This is a genomic window from Cohnella herbarum (genome assembly GCF_012849095.1).
In the GTDB taxonomy this organism is placed as follows: domain Bacteria; phylum Bacillota; class Bacilli; order Paenibacillales; family Paenibacillaceae; genus Cohnella; species Cohnella herbarum.
Window position 1 is genome coordinate 2,299,852 of the sequence record NZ_CP051680.1, and the last position, 17,596, is coordinate 2,317,447.

General features: G+C 49.3%; 16 protein-coding genes, 3 tRNA genes and 1 pseudogene. 6 read left to right on the forward strand and 14 right to left on the reverse strand.

Features of this window, described 5'->3' with window-relative positions; all coding sequences use genetic code 11:
• Positions 1-243: 243 nt before the first annotated feature.
• The 3 genes and pseudogenes from HH215_RS10385 to HH215_RS36355 form a co-directional block, all read right to left on the reverse strand.
• A complete protein-coding gene (locus HH215_RS10385; protein WP_169279835.1) occupies positions 244-522 on the reverse strand; it encodes a hypothetical protein in 279 nt (92 codons plus the stop codon).
• A gap of 1,112 nt (positions 523-1,634) precedes the next feature.
• Positions 1,635-2,153: a hypothetical protein gene (locus HH215_RS10395; protein WP_169279837.1), complete on the reverse strand. Its 519-nt coding sequence runs from the start codon at positions 2,151-2,153 to the stop codon at positions 1,635-1,637.
• 64 nt (positions 2,154-2,217) lie between these two features.
• Positions 2,218-2,356, reverse strand: a pseudogene (locus HH215_RS36355) (asparagine synthase).
• 258 nt (positions 2,357-2,614) lie between these two features.
• Between HH215_RS36355 and HH215_RS10405 the strand changes: the two are divergent.
• The 3 genes from HH215_RS10405 to HH215_RS10415 all read left to right on the forward strand — a co-directional run bounded on the left by HH215_RS10405 (position 2,615) and on the right by HH215_RS10415 (position 4,917).
• Entirely contained in the window at positions 2,615-3,628 is a 1,014-nt protein-coding gene (locus tag HH215_RS10405) for an MBL fold metallo-hydrolase (protein ID WP_169279838.1), read from the forward strand.
• A complete protein-coding gene (locus HH215_RS10410) occupies positions 3,625-3,840 on the forward strand; it encodes a DUF3006 domain-containing protein (protein ID WP_254450433.1) in 216 nt (71 codons plus the stop codon). The genes HH215_RS10405 and HH215_RS10410 overlap by 4 nt, the downstream gene beginning before the upstream one ends.
• A gap of 195 nt (positions 3,841-4,035) precedes the next feature.
• Positions 4,036-4,917, forward strand: coding sequence for an S-layer homology domain-containing protein (locus HH215_RS10415; RefSeq protein ID WP_169279839.1), 882 nt, complete (start codon positions 4,036-4,038; stop codon positions 4,915-4,917).
• A 90-nt stretch (positions 4,918-5,007) separates the two neighbouring features.
• On the opposite strand, the gene HH215_RS10420 is transcribed toward HH215_RS10415, so the two are convergent.
• Positions 5,008-5,697, reverse strand: coding sequence for a uracil-DNA glycosylase (locus tag HH215_RS10420; protein WP_169279840.1), 690 nt, complete (start codon positions 5,695-5,697; stop codon positions 5,008-5,010).
• A 188-nt stretch (positions 5,698-5,885) separates the two neighbouring features.
• On the opposite strand from HH215_RS10420, the gene HH215_RS37015 reads away from it, so the two are divergent.
• Complete coding sequence (locus HH215_RS37015) at positions 5,886-5,972, forward strand: putative holin-like toxin (protein ID WP_375140519.1); 87 nt, start codon at positions 5,886-5,888, stop codon at positions 5,970-5,972.
• Positions 5,973-6,144: 172 nt separating this feature from the next.
• On the opposite strand, the gene HH215_RS10425 is transcribed toward HH215_RS37015, so the two are convergent.
• The 10 genes from HH215_RS10425 to HH215_RS10470 form a co-directional block, all read right to left on the reverse strand.
• A tRNA-Leu gene (locus HH215_RS10425) sits at positions 6,145-6,233 on the reverse strand.
• 75 nt (positions 6,234-6,308) lie between these two features.
• Positions 6,309-6,385: transfer RNA gene (locus HH215_RS10430), tRNA-Ile, on the reverse strand.
• Between the two features lie 22 nt (positions 6,386-6,407).
• A tRNA-Met gene (locus tag HH215_RS10435) sits at positions 6,408-6,484 on the reverse strand.
• Between the two features lie 73 nt (positions 6,485-6,557).
• Positions 6,558-6,740 carry a YycC family protein gene (locus tag HH215_RS10440; RefSeq protein WP_169279841.1) on the reverse strand — a complete coding sequence of 61 codons (183 nt, stop codon included), beginning with the start codon at positions 6,738-6,740 and terminating at the stop codon, positions 6,558-6,560.
• Between the two features lie 95 nt (positions 6,741-6,835).
• Complete coding sequence (locus HH215_RS10445) at positions 6,836-7,000, reverse strand: hypothetical protein (RefSeq protein WP_169279842.1); 165 nt, start codon at positions 6,998-7,000, stop codon at positions 6,836-6,838.
• 141 nt (positions 7,001-7,141) lie between these two features.
• Entirely contained in the window at positions 7,142-8,686 is a 1,545-nt protein-coding gene (locus HH215_RS10450) for an extracellular solute-binding protein (protein ID WP_169279843.1), read from the reverse strand.
• A complete protein-coding gene (locus tag HH215_RS10455; RefSeq protein ID WP_169279844.1) occupies positions 8,683-9,573 on the reverse strand; it encodes an ABC transporter ATP-binding protein in 891 nt (296 codons plus the stop codon). The genes HH215_RS10450 and HH215_RS10455 overlap by 4 nt, the downstream gene beginning before the upstream one ends.
• Positions 9,574-9,577: 4 nt before the next feature.
• The gene (locus HH215_RS10460) at positions 9,578-12,436 is read right to left on the reverse strand and encodes an ABC transporter permease (RefSeq protein ID WP_169279845.1); all 2,859 of its coding nucleotides are present in this window, start codon (positions 12,434-12,436) and stop codon (positions 9,578-9,580) included.
• 3 nt (positions 12,437-12,439) lie between these two features.
• The gene (locus tag HH215_RS10465) at positions 12,440-13,531 is read right to left on the reverse strand and encodes an efflux RND transporter periplasmic adaptor subunit (protein ID WP_169279846.1); all 1,092 of its coding nucleotides are present in this window, start codon (positions 13,529-13,531) and stop codon (positions 12,440-12,442) included.
• A complete protein-coding gene (locus HH215_RS10470; RefSeq protein WP_169279847.1) occupies positions 13,491-14,279 on the reverse strand; it encodes an ABC transporter ATP-binding protein in 789 nt (262 codons plus the stop codon). Before HH215_RS10470 ends, HH215_RS10465 begins: the two co-directional genes overlap by 41 nt.
• A gap of 234 nt (positions 14,280-14,513) precedes the next feature.
• Between HH215_RS10470 and HH215_RS10475 the strand changes: the two genes are divergently transcribed.
• The gene (locus HH215_RS10475; RefSeq protein WP_169279848.1) at positions 14,514-16,166 is read left to right on the forward strand and encodes a glutamine--tRNA ligase/YqeY domain fusion protein; all 1,653 of its coding nucleotides are present in this window, start codon (positions 14,514-14,516) and stop codon (positions 16,164-16,166) included.
• A 77-nt stretch (positions 16,167-16,243) separates the two neighbouring features.
• A complete protein-coding gene (gene nagZ, locus HH215_RS10480) occupies positions 16,244-17,551 on the forward strand; it encodes a beta-N-acetylhexosaminidase (RefSeq protein ID WP_254450434.1) in 1,308 nt (435 codons plus the stop codon).
• Positions 17,552-17,596 lie beyond the last annotated feature (45 nt).

A 17,596-nucleotide genomic window follows, 5' to 3' on the forward strand; every position in this document is an offset into this window, starting at 1 on the left:
GAGTACGAATATAGATGGTGTCTGATAGGCAAGTGGAAACAAGATCGATCACTATCGACCACGATCAACTCGAGGGCTTCGGCTCTCGGGTACATTTATTAACTTGAGTGTTGCAATTTCTTCATCGTAGAGCCGAATTAGACAGACTTGTAGTAGGAACAATCGATCGGTAGCTTAGGCAGGTATCTTGAGATGTTTTAGGATGTCGATTAGCGGCTTCTTCTCTAGGGCTTGTTGGTAAACTTAAACAATGATTTGCCCGAAATACTCTTGCCGAATCCGATTCACCACATCTCCAAGCGTGAGATGCTTGTCTTTCTTCATCCAATCCTGACGTTGTGTTTCCAAAAAGTTCTGCGTCAGAAACTGAATGGCCCAAAACCGCTGAATGCCTTCGAATGAAAGCAACTGATATTGGTCAAAGCCTAATAGCTCCTTGAAATAACGATAGCCAGTTTCGATGTTCCACCGACGTGGTAATAGCGTTGGATTGTAACGAGATCCAAGCTTAGATCCGTGCATAGGAGACAAACCTGAGGTTTGCTCGAATCGGCGTATTCATCTTTCCAAGATAGCAAAGCCTTGACGTTTTCCATTTCGCTTAATGGTCCTTCGTATTCATAAATCCAGTACGTCCCCTGACTTTCCACCGTAACGGAGCGTAGGTCAGACTTGTGAAGATACTGGACAGCGAAATCAACCATGGAGATTGTTAAGCCGCTCACGCAGATAAGCCGGTTGTTCTTTACAGCGGCGATGACGTGAAATCCCTTGCGATTGCAGGCATTAATAACCTTTTCACTGGTGTACCAACTATCCATGAGAACGTAAATCTGTTCATCTGGCGTAGCTGGGAATGCTTCGATCATCTCAAGGGCAAGATCATTTTTGCTCTTGAAGGCAAGTCATGTTCAGTGCAATACTCTTCACGATAATAAGGATGGAAATCCCATGCGTAAGAACTGCCTTCGCTTACCACGTGAGCAGTAACAACGCAGTGGCACCAAACTGATTTTCCTGCTTCATGCGAATACTGAAAGCTAAGGGCTTCCATCTTCTTCGTCGAGGTTTCCTTCTTGCAGCAAGTATCATCCACGATGAAACAGACAAGACGTCGGGAGTCGCAACGCTACGTATGTTTCGTCCGGATTTTCTCCATAACGAAATTCATCCGTCGGCGCTGCATGCGGCTCACGCACCAGGGGGCGTGATTAAGGAAATTAGTGGTGCTGCTTAGATGGGAATCTTTCCTAGTGGCGTTTCGAATCTGTGTAATATTCTTTCGCCCTGCACAAAGAATAATGCCGTGAACAAGTGAAAACATGTGATTTCGTGAGGTTTAGAAAGCTTTAGAAAGCTCTAATTTGAGAGCCAAAATGAACTTGACGATCGGTAGATAGAGAGCTGCCATGAGAATGGGACATCTCCTTTATCTGGAAATTGCGGTCTGGTAAACGACAATTTCTCCGCAAAGGAACGATGTCCTCTTTCTATTTTGTTATTCGACGAAGCTTCTAAGATCTTGCCTTTAACTGAGGGCTGTCGACGGCGATATTTTTGCAACACTCAAGTTAATTAATTAAAAATAAATCCCTTCTTACGATACAAAAAAGGGCTAATTTTGTAGCCAAACTTCATTTGCAATTTTCAAAAGCCGTTTTCATATTCAAATTTAGATCATCAGTCATAACCTTTTTGTAATGACAGATCACTCCTGTCTTGTCAGCAATTACGATCGCTTTCAGATCATTTTGACTTGGATCCCGTTCCTCGATACCCATCCATGTATTTATTGGGAATATAAACGAAGTGCTCTCCCCAGCATACGTTCGAATTATTTTGACGTATTCCACTTTCCAAGCTGAAGAGGGTGTAACATTCGTACCATTAGGCACAATCTCCAAACTAATCCTGTCTATATTTGCAAAATAAATATCTTCACGATAGAACTTGTTCACAGCCCCGGTTTCAAAATCATCGTTATCCGTATCAAGATTCCAATCAGCCAATTTAACTTCATTGCTCCATTTTTCTTTTCCGTTGCCGTCGAGAACTTTTGTATATGAAGCAATTGAGAGTAGAACATCGTCATCTGTACCTGATCCGCCCTCATTTGAGGTTTTAACTTCAGCAACATATCTACATTCTCCCATACCTAATCACTCCTTCATTTTCTAGTTATGATCACCGAACTAGTACCTTTTATTCTCGCCAAAATTATCGATCCCGATGTTCAATCAAATCGATCGCTCCAAGAATGAAGTGAGCGGCACCAAACCCTAGGAGACCGAAGAATTGTACAACCGGAAGCCGTAACTACAGTTCCGAGAACCGCAGGAATCAAACCTTCTCGCATATACAACACTCCCTAGGATTGGTTTGGCAAGACATCTTATTGTGTTTCAGATTTATAAACATATGCGTAGTCAAAGGTTTATTCTGGTATTTTGAACGATCACTTTAAAGGAGATAAACGGGGAGGTCTTTAAGGCCTCCCTTAATTTGCTTTTTAAACGAAATCCTCATGATCGTCGAATTCTATCATTATTCGCTTGGTATTCACCCTTCTCCCCTGTAAAATAGACCTATCACATCATAGAGGAGAAGAACTCCCATGCGCACAGCACGAACAACTCTATTGCTGTTATCAACCTTCCTGTTAAGTACTAACATCGCTATGGCACATCCTGGAGCTACGGATGCCAAGGGCGGTCACACCTGTCGCACGAATTGCGCGAAGTGGGGACTCGAAGATGGGGAATACCACTATCACAACGGTAACGGCTCGACACAAACTCCCACGCCCACAGAATCGCCCAACTCGTCCGGAGACGCTAAGCTCAAAGCCGATAAAATCAAGCCGCCTGCCAAAGGAAAGCTATCCGTGTACTTTCTTAACGTCGGACAAGGCGACGCCACGTACATAAAGACGCCCGCCGGGGATGATATCCTGATCGATGCCGGAAAAAACGAAGCCGGAGATGTCGTCGTCGATTACTTGAAACAATTAGGAGTGGATGATCTAGAAATTATGATATCCACCCATCCCGATGCGGATCACGTCGGCGGGCTCGATACGGTGTTAACTCATTTTAAGGTCGAATCGGTATACGCCCCCAAAGTATCCCACACGACGGACACGTTCAAAGACTTCCTGCTGGCGGTTAAAAAAGAAGGGCTAACGATCAAGGAAGCGAAAGCCGGCGTTACCCTCCCGTTGAAGGGCGTGAAAGCATCCTTCGTCGGTCCTGTCAAAGCTTATGGAGACGACTTGAACGAATGGAGCGCCGTTCTCCATCTCGCTTATGGAACGAATGCCTTCCTCTTCACCGGAGATGCCGAGAAGAAATCGGAGGCCGACATGATCGCTGCGAAAAAGACGTTAAAAGCCGATGTCTTAAAAACCGGACATCACGGTTCAGTCTCTTCGACGAGTCCAGCATTGCTGAAAGCCGTCTCGCCCAAGTATGCGGTCATTAGCGTTGGCGATAATAGTTACGGACATCCGGCGGCAACGATATTAAACCGGCTTAAATCCGCTAATGTTACGACCTATAGAACTGACCTTAACGGAACGGTTACAGCGATTAGCGACGGTAAAAAAATATCTTTCCTGAAGGTGAAATGATGGAACGCGGCGTAATTGATCGGTTCGAGGATGAGACGGCAGTCATTGAAGTGGATGGTACTACTAGAGACTTCCCTAGGGCCTCATTGCCGAACGAAGCGAAGGTTGGGGATGTTGTCGTTATCGACAACGGAGAAATCCGTTTGGATCGACAAGACACCTCGAAACGTAATTCGGAGATTAACCGCCTCATGGATGAACTGTTCGAATAAGGAGTTTGTTCTCGACATGTACTAAGTTAATTTCCTTGATCTCCCCGGAAAGCTCACAAGAGCCTACTGGGGATTTTCATGTTTGCCTGATCCGAATTTTACTTTTTTATTTCTTTTCGCAACATTTGCCAGTTGGTTGGCGTCTAAGGGGTACCTAACGGGTAAAAGATGAAATAGATAATGGAGGGAACAATAATGAGCAAAGTTTTGAAAACACCTGTAATGTTGTTAATGTTAATCGCTATATTCAGCATGGCGATCGGCGGCTCGGCTTACGCGAGTAAAGACAGTAAATCTAACAGCATACGGTACAAGAGCAGCATTAGCGTCTCCGCTGCAGTCACAATGATCGTGGAAGGTTTGAACTTAAACATCGATAATATCCGCTTTATCAAGCAACCGATGGCAAGCGACTATTACACGAAAGTCAAAGACAACGCTTCTTACGCGGAACACTTCATCATCGCGCAATTCAATGGGCTAGGGCTACCGAAAGATATCGATCCGAACAGCAAAGTCACGCGGGAGCAATTCTCTTACTGGTTGTTCGGAGCGCTAAGCCATAAGGGATCGTACGCCTGGATCGATATTTACCATTCATTCGCCGATGCGGAACAAGTGACGAATGTTTATAGGGATAGCATTCAGAAGCTGCTTATTTCCAAAATCGCTACCCTCGACAGCAAGCAAAAATTCCACCCGCGCAGCAACATCACGCGAACGGAGGCTGCCACGATGATTAACCGGACGCTTAAGTTCATCAAGACTACCCCTCCGGTGACGCCTCCGGAAACCGCCGTGTTAAGCGATGCTCACCTCGCCACGGATAAAGAAACGGATTCCGTCACGCGGGTTACGCTTTCCGTGACGGCCCCGCATCGCGGTTACGGACTCGAGATTACCGGCATTCAATTCGTGAAAGGCGAAGCCGTCATTCAGTATCGGGCGATACAACCCGATCCGGATATGATGTACCCTCAGGCTCTCGCCAAGATTACTGCGGTCACCTATATTCCATCGGGATTCAAAGCCATATTGGGACAAGAGCAACCAATAGCTCCTTTTCCAGGTAAATAATCGATACCGCAACGAACAAGAAGGATAGTCCTCGCGATGAGGGCTATCCTTCTTGTTATCGTAATCTCTTTATAGACGATCGCCCATGCCTCAATCCGGTATTCGCCAATCGATTTCTTCCAAACCGTTACGCATTAGAAAAGCATTGCACTGCGAAAAAGGTTTACTGCCCCAGAAGCCTCCGTATGCAGACAGCGGGCTCGGATGAACCGAATTCAACACAAGATGTTTCGACGAATCGATATACCGCCCCTTATCTTGCGCATGCTTGCCCCATAACACGAATGCGATCGGGGTTTCTCGTTCGTTCAATAAGCTGATAATCCGATCCGTATACGTCTCCCAACCGAGCTTACGGTGCGAGTTCGGAAGGCTTTCCCGGACGGTAAGGACGCTATTCAGGAGGAGAACCCCCTGCTGCGACCAATGTTCCAGAAAACCGTGATTCGGAGCCGTACAGCCGATGTCTTCCTGCAGCTCTATATATATATTTTTCAACGACGGCGGCAACTTCACGCCCTTCTGCACCGAGAAGCTCAGCCCGTGCGCCTGTCCCGGTCCATGATAGGGATCCTGGCCGAGGATAACGACCCTTACCTTCTCGTAAGGCGTCAGCTCCAATGCCCGATAGATATCGTTGCGCGGAGGATACACGACGCATTCGCGGTACTGCTCTTCAATACGCTCAAGCAGCTCTATGTAATACGGCTTCGCGTGTTCGTCCTCCAACCATTTTCCCCAATCATTCCTCAAATTCGGATGTGCTAATCCTGTACCCATAAGTCCCACCTCTGTATTGATTATAATCCAAAATGACCCGATTCGAAGAGATTGTTTGATAAAGTCCGCTGTCGAAAAAGAGTGGAAAGATAGTTCGTTGCCAACTTCCAAAAATACCCATACAGAAGTATAGTAAAGTTACACTTGTAAGATGGCGGACAGCTCAACTCGAAAGGAGGAGGCTGTTAATGGATATCTTTCAAACGCTCTCAGTCATCTTCGCTTTTGGTGTGTTCCTCATTTCATTGTTGACCTATATTGAAAAGAGGAAATAATCAGATTGGTTCATGTCTAACGTGATACCATACTGACTAAAGAGCCGCCACTTACAAGTCGGGGAGTCGGATCGTTTTCCGCGATCCGGCTCCTCTACTGCGAACAACGCAAAACCTCACTCCCGGTCTTGGTTGTCCAAGTTCGAAAGTGAGGCGTTTAATTTCATAAGTATGGTGCCGAGGACCGGGGTCGAACCGGTACGGTAGTCACCTACCGCAGGATTTTAAGTCCTGTGCGTCTGCCAATTCCGCCACCCCGGCAAGCTGAACATTGTTGCTTAGAACATGTTCACAGTGGGTATGTAACCTAAGGCAATCTTCTAAGTAATATCCATGTGGTGGGCCTTGAGGGACTCGAACCCCCGACCAATCGGTTATGAGCCGACCGCTCTAACCAACTGAGCTAAAGGCCCCCGTCTCGGTCCAGAGAAAGGTTGGTTGCGGGGGCAGGATTTGAACCTGCGGCCTTCGGGTTATGAGCCCGACGAGCTACCGGGCTGCTCCACCCCGCGTCATTTCAAGCATCTCGCCTTTATTGGCGACAAGTAATAATATACTACATTAAACATGCCAACGTCAAGAACTTTATTCACTTTTCGTTTCTTCCGTTTCCAAGTTTTTCTCCGAATCCCCAGTTTGGGATTTCGCCATTTCCGCTAACTTCTGTAGCAATATATGTTGCGGCATATGCATTAAATGTTCGAGCGGAACTTTCATATACTCCGCAAGCTTAACCGCCGTATCCGCCGAGAGTGGTATTCTGCGCATTTTGGTCCCTCCATCCCCTATTTCCTAGAGAACAGCTTAGCACAGGAGTACGCATGTTGCCAATATGGCAACGGCAATCTGAGCAATTAAGACGCTCAAGGCAAATAACGAACGCCGTATTTCCCCTTTCTGGAACGAAAAACCTCGATCTCTTGCGGAACATCGACCCCGAACACCCAACTGTCATGCTCCATGCGCTGAACAAGGCATCCCGCTTGAAATTTACTGTCGTACAGCCTCGACCAATAGATCCATTTCATGTCGTTCCCTCCGAATTGTAGAATATGTCGATGCTCATAGCATGTACGGGTTTGGCATTTTTGAATCCTGCTTTTACCCTGATTTCAACAAAAAACGACCCACCCGAATTCGGATGGATCGCTTCTTTTATAACGCACCGTTTAGTTAACGATAACCGCTTCTCCGGCCGCTTCCATGACCGCCCTCTTCTCAGGCGACATTCCTTCGCCGTTCTCTTCGAAGATCCCTTCGATCTGGCCTTTCGGATTCGTCTTGATCTTCTGCAACAGGTCGTTGCCTTTCGTTTCCCATTGCGCCAACGCTTCCTTAACCGTTTTCTTGCCTTGGATCACTTCCGAGTAAGCTCTCGACCCAAGTTCGGTAACCATCTGCAGGTTAGGCTTCTCACGATACAGTTGTTGATCCTTAAGAGATGAGATCATTTGCGGAGCTGGCTTCATCTTCGTAAACGCTTCGACGTTGTAGCTCATTCCGTCGCGTACTTTAACGAATTCTTTGCGCGCCGACATTTCGTAAGTGCTGCGGGACTTCAGCTTCGCCCAATCTTTGCCGTTCATGAATTTCACGAACTCCCAAGCGTCGTCCGGGTTAGCCGCAGTCGCGTTAATTCCGGAAAGAGAGCCCATATACATGCTTCCGCCGACTCCCGTCATGCCAGCGTGGAACGGTGCCGTAACAACGTCCCAATCGAGCTTCTCGATTTTCAGCTTATCGGCATTGTCGTTCATTTGCTGGATTTCGTTGATCATACTGTAATCGCCGATAGTCATCGCCACTTTGCCATTCAAGAATAGCCTGCCTTGGAATGGGTTATAGCGTACGTTCTCGCCCTGCGGTTGATCGTACTGCATATCCTCTTGACGAGGCGTCACATGGTCCTTATACAGATCCGTCACCGCTTTCCAAACGGCTTCCCATTGTGGCGTATTTACCGTCATCGTCTCGGCCTTCTCGTCGAACATTCTTAGCTGAAGAGGAGCGGCGAAGTTCTGAAGATCCCAGAAGTTTTCGGAAGAACCCCATTGATTAAAGGAGAATCCGAATACTGCGTCTTTCCCGGTTCCCGACTTCATCCGTTTTGCCAGGTTAAACACGTCATCCCAGCTCATGTTGTCTTTAGGAGGCTCTACGCCTGCTTTCGAAAATAACTTTTTGTTGTAATACAGCGCGGAAGGCTGGAACGTAGGCGTCAGGGCGTACAAGAACCCGTTTCCTGCATCTTTAATTCCGTCGATTACCGCGGGAACGAATTCCGTCGTATCGATCTTCTCTTCCTTAAGCATCGGATCGAGCTGTTTAAGAAGATTCTCGTTAACCAATTGACCAAGCATGCTCATATCGAAAATCATGACGTCGACTTGATTCGTTCCCGTCATAATCGCCTTAACCCGCTCCAACGGATCCGGTTGTTCGCGTTCCTTGGATTGATCCTCGAATTGCATCTCGGAGTAATCGATAGCCGGAACGACCTCGATATCGATATTATTGTGGGTAAACTCGAACATATCGGTGAATTGCTGGCGGAAATAGGTTTCATCCTGCTTGCTGCCGTACATCGTTCCGATGCGTAACGTGCGCCGATTGTCCCCTTCGCTTTCTTTACTCGTGTTACAAGCCGCTAATGTAGGAACTAATAAGGACAACGTCAGTCCGGTCATCGTCCACTTGCGAATTCTTTTGTTCATGCGGATTGATCCTCCTCTAGGGATTTCGGTTTCGTAATTACGATCTTATCGCCGTCAAACTCCATCGTAGCTTTGTCGCCGATCGATAACGCCTGTAGATACTCTTTCGGAACTTGCAGCCTGCCGACCCGGTCCACGACGACGAACGCCTCATGAACTTCTTCCTGGTTCTGACCTTCGGATAAAGGCAACGATAAGTCGAGATTTGGGTTACGTTTAATGAATTCCGTACTTGTCAAACCGTCGCGGATCGCGACGACCCGGTCAACCTTGCCCGCGAGCGACAAGTCATGCGTTACGATAACGATCGTAAGGCCCAACTCTCGGTTAAACCTGCGGAAAATATCCATAATGACATCCGACGTGCGGGAGTCGACGGATCCCGTCGGCTCATCCGCCAGCAGAAGCTGCGGGCGGTTAGCGAGCGAGATGGCGATGGCCACCCGCTGCTGCTCCCCCCCGGATAACTGTTGGAGCTTGTTGTGCATCCGGTCTTTCAGTCCTACCCACTCCAGCAATTGCTTCGCGTAGGGCCGGTCAAGCTTGCCGGAAAACATCATCGGCATCTCGACGTTCTCGAGCGCGCTTAGGAACGGAAGCAAGTTGCGGGCGTTGTTCTGCCAGATGAATCCGACCGTATCCCGTTTGTACTTCACCAAATCCTCGTCGTTCACTTTAAGCAGATTCCAAGGACCGACTTGAACTTGACCCGCGGAAGGGCGATCAAGCCCACCAAGAATATTCAAAAGCGTCGATTTCCCGCTTCCGCTGTTGCCGATGATAGCCATCATTTCTCCGGGTTTGACGGACAAATTGAGTCCCTGAAGAGCTACGACCTCCAAGTCGTCGGCTTTGTATATTTTTACGAGACCTTCGCACGTAATCATGGATTTATCGCTCCTCTCCGAGCTTCACGGCTTGATGAACCTTCAATCGTCTGATGTGCGTAATCAGAAGCGCAACGCCGATCGTCATCATTACCGCGACGACGATGTACAGCCTCATCGTATCCGTCGCCTCGAACACGACGCGGAATGGCGGAACTTGATTGGCGGAATTATCCGTCGTCTGCAGGAATGGCAAGAATAGAATACTCGTGAGTTTTCCGATTCCTATCCCTAGTCCGATAGATAAGCCTGCCGTAAAGATTTGTTCTAGCAATAGCATTCCGGTTAATTGTTTACGGGATAAACCCATCGCCCGCAAAATCCCAATCTGTACAACCCTACGCGACAGGTTGAAAAACCAGAACAAGACGTAACCGGACAGTGAAACGATAATCGTTACGATGAAACCTAAGCTCAGAATCCCGAACACTCCGCCTCTGGCAGGATGTTTGCTCTGCGTGGCGAGCTCGCTTCTCATGCTTTCAATAGAAGCAATGTCGACGCCTTTGCTCTGAAGCACCGGAACGATGTCGCCCACTTTAGCTCCGGGATCCATCTTCAACCAGACGTCGTAAGGGAGCATCGGTACTTGATCGTAGATGTAATCCAAGTTAGCGATCAGGAATGGCGTCTGATCCGGATACTGGCTAGGCCAGTAGTTCAGAACATCGAGAATAATGAATTCGATCTGTTGTTCCTGTATGACCGTCTGAACCATGTCTCCGCGTTTGAGATCGAATTTCTTGGCCACGTTGGAGGAGATGAATGCCCCCTCCGGAACTTGACCCAGCCACTCCAGATATTTATTCGGATTCGTGGCGTACATATCTTTGCGAAGCCAGCCGACGCGGGCAAAGTCGACATTGTCGAAGCCCATGATCGTCGCTTGACCTGCCGTCTTGCCGGAAATCGTCAGGCTGCTTTTCGTTTGCAGCACTCTGGCCGCATGCTCGACGCCCGGCAACGTACGGAAGATCTCGAAAGGAGGTTCGTTATAGTTGAACTTCGTCGGGGTCGGACGCGATCCTTGACCGCCACCGCCACCGCCTCCTCCGGCTCCTCCGCCCGAACCGCCTCCGCCTTGCGTCGGCTTCTCGAACTCGGCTTGACCTTCCCACACCGTCTTCACGACGACGTCCGCACCGTATTTGTACATCGTCCGTTCTTCCGAATTCAATCCGATCGTACGGGCGGCCGAAGAATTATATACGCCTAGCCCGAGCGTCAGAATGAGCAAAATCATGAGCGGATAATACGATTTGGACGAACGGGACAATTGCGTGAGCGTGAGATAGAAAGGAACCGGTAATATCCTTTTCCAGATCAGGTTAAATAGTTTCAGCAAGAGCGGGAATAACCTCAGGAAAACAAGTCCCGCCGCGAAAATACTAATAGCCGGAACGAAGAACAGGAACGGCTGAACGTTCAATTGATCGGTTGTCATGCCGGTTTTGAACGAGACCATCTGACGTTCGTTAAACAAATACCAGCCGTAGCCGGCAACTCCTAGCAGCAATACGTCCAGGAACCATTTTTGCCAGAACGGTTTGCGATCTCCCCTGGCCATCTGCCGCTTGTAATCGACAATAGATGTCCGGGTAAATACGAGCGCCGGAATGACCGTTGCCGCGATCGCAACGAGCACCGCAGCTACTCCGGCCAGAACGCCGTCGCTCGAGAAACCGACCGGAATCGCTTCGCGATCGACGAATTCCAAGAAGCCGCTTGCCGAACCTATACTCTTGGCCATGAACCAGCCGAAGAGTGGTCCGATCATCAAGGCAACGAGCCCAAGCAAAGCTCCTTCTAAGAGGAAGAGCATGAAAACCTGCCTCGTGCTCGCTCCGCGGCTTCGAATTACCGCGATATCTGAGCGTTGCTTCTCTAGCGCTTGCTGGGTGTTCATCGTGATGAAGTAGAATACCATCGCGATCATCGGCGCCGCCAACGTAAACAGCATCGTCTGCAACTGTATGCTGTCGCGGCGGAAATCGGTTAGCATGTCGGCGAAGCTAAGCTCAAGAGAAGTATCTTTCAGCTTCTTGTAAACTTCGATGTCGATGCGATTAATTTTGCTTGTGAGCGGCGAAAGCTGACTCGTCTTGATTTCCCGCAGATCGTACGCGGAATACCATCCTGCCATCTGAATCGGAATTTTCTGCTTTCCGGCCAAATCCTCGAGGAAAGCCGGTTCCGCGATGTACAGGTTGTTCATGAGCCCTTCCATGCCTTGGTACCAATAAGCGCTTGCTTCGTCCGCCGGCTTAAAGGATCCAACGATCTGAACCCGCAGAGTCAGATTCAGCCCTCCCGAAATCGGATAGAGCAGTACGTCGCCGACATGCAGGTCGTTGCGGAACATCGCCTCTTCCATCATGACGGCTTGCAAGGTGCCATCCGATTCCGCGCGGTCCGCGAACCATTTGCCTCCAGCCATTTCCACCTGCTCTTTCAAACCGCCGAAAGAGGCGATCGTCAGCTTACGAGTGCGGCTGGCGTCCACTTTGGTCGGGTCCTCAGGCGAAACTTCCCCGCTGCGGAGCATCATGCTGCGTTGTTCGACATCCACGGGAAATCCGATACTCGACTTCACGTCTTCCCGAATATACTTGTCGACGTTACCGAAGCCTTCCATATCCGTCTTGCCGTCCGTTGATTGATATCGTATCAACATCGAACCTGCCGGCAAGCCTTCACTGTTATCTTGAAGCGACTGGGAAACGACTCGCTTGAGCGCTCCGTCCGCGTACATCGGAATGCTCGTCGTGAACGCAACGGCTACGAACAATCCGGCAAGCGTGCTAAGCGTCATCCAGCGCGTGTTCCACATTTTGCGAAAGAGAAACCGAATGAGTGCGTTCATCGCTTACCGCCCTACGACTTTCTGTCCCGGCGTCAATCCGTTCAAAATCTCCGCATCGGTAGACGTTTGTTGTCCTACCTCCACGTCCACTTCGCGTTTGCTGCCATCCTCCTCGACGACTTGAACGTAAGTGCGCGCGCCGATCGTCCGAAGAGCCGCCAGCGGAATGACCGTCGCGTTTTCCTTGCGATTGACGATAACGGCTACGGATAACGGAGTTCCTCTTAAGACCGTTTTCGGCAATTTGTCTACCTGAACCAAGAGGAAGTCATTCAGGCTCTGAACTTTGTTGCCGCCGTTCTGATTATTCTCCGTGGAAGGGATCGGCAACTGCTTGATCTTGCCTACTAACTGCCCCGAATTGTTGATATCGACGCGAACTTCCATGCCGACGGCTACCCTTTCGAGATCGTCCTTGCTTAACTCGGCCGCAATGACCAAGCTGCTCGGATTGGCGATTACGCTGATCGTATCATAAGCTTTGATCTGGTCGCCTTCTTGCACGGCTACGGAAACGATCGTTCCGGCGAACGGAGCGGTCAGCACCGCTTTATTAATTTCTTCTTGCTTATCCACCAATGCTTGACGGGATTCCTCGAAATTGAGCATTTGCGTCTCGAACTCGATCGCATCCATCGTGTCCTTCTCGCGAAGCAATTTCTTCATATCCAATTCGCTCCGCTTAAACGCCAACGATTCTTTGTTTAACGACTTCTTCAGATCGTCGACATCCAGCTCGGCAATCGTTTGTCCCGCTTCTACTTTGTCGCCGGACTGTATGTATATTTTCTTAACGCGTTTGCCTTCCAAAGTAAAATATAATTGCTGTTCTTGCGTCGACATGACCCTCCCGGAACCTTGGGCCGTCGTCTCCAACGTCTTCGTCTCTACTGCATAATGCGGTTTTTCCGAAATTTTCGGTAGCGTGATCGCCGACAAATCCTCTTCCTCGGGCTCGCTCGGAAGCAAGCTGCATCCTGTTATTGCCATCGAAAGAGCTAATGCCGCTATGGCTCCAGCGCTCTTACGGCTCCTTCGTTGGATTGCATTGCGTTTACTTGTCGACGAATACGCCGTCCACCATTTCATAGACATGGTCTGCTACCTCCATAATTGTAGGATCGTGTGTCGTCATGCAGATGGATACGTTCTCCGTCGCCACGATCTCCTTGAATACTTGCATAACTTGCGCGGCCATCTGACTGTCCAATTCCGCCGTCGGCTCATCCGCTAACAGCAAGCTTGGCTTGTGCGCTATCGCTTTGGCGATCGCTACCCGTTGCTGCTCTCCGCCCGATAATTCGTAAGGACGGTGATGCATCCTCTTCGACAGGCCAACCAGATCGAGGCAGGAAACGATTCTCGCTTTCCACTCGGCCCGAGGAACATTCGCCATTCGGAGCGATAACTCGACATTCTCGTAAGCGGATAATAATGGCATCAAGGCATACGCTTGGAAAATAAACCCGATATCCTTGCGACGCACCTCCGTGCGCTTGTCGTCATCCCACTTGTGGAACGGGCGATCCTTGAAAAAAATTTCGCCTTCGGTCGGCGTATCCAACCCTCCCATTAAATTCATCAGAGTTGTTTTGCCAGAACCCGAGCGCCCCCTAAGCATAACCAGCTGCGAGGGTTGCAAACTTAGATTAATCCCCTTTAATACGCGAATTTTCTGGCTGCCGACGTCGAATGACCGTTCTACGTTCCTAACGGTCAGCAGCGGTTCCCCCGCAACGATCTTGCTTGCGGATTCTTTGGCCGGAGCCGATTCTTGCGCCGGAGCTTCCGTTTGTTCGCCAGCCTTCTCCGCTGTGGAACCTCGGCTCAACCATGACAGCATACCATTTCCTCCCTTACCAAACTCTTCAATGATTATAACGACGCTTCTATCTGAAAAGTTACTGAAAAAATTAAATCTTTATCATTTTTTTAGGAGAAAAAACATTAACCGTGTGGAATCCCTCTCGACGGCATTCGACTTTTCATCATTTTTTCGCTCAACCCTTTATAAGCAACGTCATTTTTGTGTATTATTAGAGGATATAACTTGTTAGTGTGAGAAAGGTTGATCCGCATGGATACTAAGACGTCGTCATCGAACTTTATCAAAAACATCGTGGCAGAGGATCTCGCTTCGGGGAAAGTCAAAGAAGTCGTAACCCGCTTCCCTCCCGAACCGAACGGTTACCTGCATATCGGGCATGCAAAGTCCATTTGCCTTAATTTCGAGCTCGCGGACGAATTCAAGGGAAGAACGAACCTGAGATTCGACGATACCAATCCCGTTAAAGAAGACGTGGAGTATGTGGAATCCATTAAGGAAGACGTAGAATGGCTCGGCTTCCAATGGGACGGTTTGTTCTTCGCTTCCGATTATTTCGGGGAAATGTACGAAAGAGCGCTCGTTCTTATTCGCAAGGGTCTGGCATTCGTAGACGACCAAACCGCGGATCAAATTCGGGAGACGAGAGGAACGCTGACCGCTCCCGGACAAGAAAGTCCTTACCGCAATCGGTCGGTTGAGGAAAATTTGGATTTGTTCCGCCGGATGAAGGACGGGGAATTCTCGGACGGTCAGAAGGTGTTGCGCGCCAAGATCGAAATGGCTTCGCCGAACGTCAATTTGCGGGATCCGATTCTGTACCGGGTCGTTCATGCCCATCACCATAATACCGGGGATCAATGGTGCATTTATCCGATGTATGCATTCGCGCATCCGCTCGAGGATGCTATCGAAGGCGTCACCCACTCGATTTGTACGCTGGAGTTCGAGGATCAACGCCCTTTCTACGATTGGGTCGTACGCGAATGCGAAATGAAGTGGGTCCCCCATCAATATGAGTTCGCCCGCTTGAACTTAACGAATACCGTCATGAGCAAAAGAAAGCTGAAGCAGCTCGTAGACGAGAAAGCCGTTGACGGCTGGGACGATCCGCGCATGCCGACGATCTCCGGACTGCGCCGCAAAGGCTATACGCCCGAAGCGATCCGCGCGTTCTGCCGCGAGATCGGCGTAGCTAAAAGCTACGGAATCGTCGACGAGAGAATGTTGGAGCATTTTATCCGCGAGGATCTCAAACTGAAGGCGCTTCGTACGATGGCCGTATTGCAGCCGCTGAAAGTCGTCATCACGAACTATCCCGAAGGTCAGACGGAATGGCTGGATGCCGAGAACAACTCTGAGAATCCGGACATGGGTCATCGGCAGATTCCGTTTTCTAGAGAGATATACATCGAAAGAGACGATTTCATGGACAATCCGCCGCCAAAATATTTCCGTCTGTTCCCTGGAAACGAAGTTCGTCTGAAACACGCATACTTCATTAAATGCGAGGAAGTCATCCATGACGCGGATGGCAATGCGATCGAACTGCGTTGCACTTACGATCCGGAAACGAAGAGCGGTTCAGGATTTACCGGCCGCAAAGTGAAAGGCACGATTCACTGGGTCGAAGCTACTCATGCCGTTCCCTCCCAATTCCGCCTGTACGAGCCGCTCATAACCGATGAAGAGGAAGAGGACGGACAATCGTTCCTTGACCATCTGAACCCGAATTCATTGGAAGTATTGGAAGGCTTCGTGGAACAAGGGATGAAGGATTCCGCCGGCGGAGATAAGTTCCAATTTTTCCGTCACGGTTACTTTAACGTAGACCCTAAAGATTCAACTGCGGGTCATCCGGTTTTTAATCGTATCGTTTCGTTAAAAAGTTCTTTCGAAGTATAATTCATGTAAATGTGCTCCTGCCGCCCCGTTAGGGAAAGCGCAGGAGCCTTTTGCTTAGGAGGAAGGTTCGCCGTATCATGAGAACGATTTTAGCTCGACCGATATGTATCGTCGTCGTTTGTTTGTTTCTATCCCTACTCTTCGTGGGATGCTCGGCAAATTCAACTCCAGAGCCATCCGAAACTTCGTCCCCATCGGTCATGCCAACGCCTAGCGGCGAACAGCCTGTCGAATCCGCTACCCCTTCGCCATCTCAATTGCCTTCGCCTTCTTCGACAACCGATACGGATCCGATTAAGGAAACGATAAGCCGCCTAACGCTGGAACAAAAAGTCGGCCAAATGATACTCGCGGGCATCGACGGAACGGCAATCGATTCGTCCATGAAGAAAATGATTGCTGAGCAGCATGTCGGAGGCATCATTCTCTACAAAAACAATTTTTCCGATCTTGAAGGTTCCGCCAAGCTTGTTAACGATCTGAAGAAAGCGAATGCCGTCAATCCCTTGCCTATCTTCATGAGCGTCGATCAAGAGGGCGGCAAGGTCAGCAGACTTCCCAAAGATTTCGTGGCTATGCCCGATGCCGCTAAAGTTGGACGTACAGGAAATCCGGAACTTGCTAAGGAAATGGGCTCTTTACTGTCCCAAGAGCTTAACCTCATGGGCTTTAACGTGGACTTCGCTCCCGTACTCGACATTAACAGCAATCCCAAAAATCCGGTTATCGGAAGCAGATCGTTCGGCGATAACGCTACACTCGTAACGGACATGGGGATTGCCGCCATGAAGGGGTTGCAAGAGGGTGGAACGATCGCCGTGGTCAAACATTTTCCGGGGCATGGCGATACTTCCGTCGATTCGCACCTTGAATTGCCCGTCGTCCGTAAGACGACCGAACAACTTGAAGCAATGGAATGGGTTCCATTCCGAAAAGCAATCGAGGAAGATGCGGCTGCCGTCATGGTCGCTCACATCCTCTTCCCTCTTATTGATCCCGATGCGCCAGCCTCCTTTTCCAAGATCATTATCGGCGAACAGCTTCGCGGCACTCTTGGTTATGACGGGGTAGTCATTACGGACGACATGACGATGGGCGCCATCTCCGATCACTACGGTATCGCCGATGCAGCCGTCAAGTCGGTAGAAGCGGGAAGCGATATTCTTCTTGTCGCCCATGGGTACGATGTAGCCAAGCAAGTCTACGATAAGTTGCTGCAAGCCGTGAAATCCGGAAAAATCGAAGAGTCGCGCATCGACGAAAGCGTTCGCCGCATACTCGTCCTGAAAAGCAAATATCAAGTTTCCGACGAGCCTGTCCCCACTCCGTCGATTGACGATTTGCCCAACGATGAAATCCGACAATGGCTCGCTCGCCTGAAGTAAATCATCGCACGTGGTATTAGCACAAATAAGGACCGATAAGGGCCG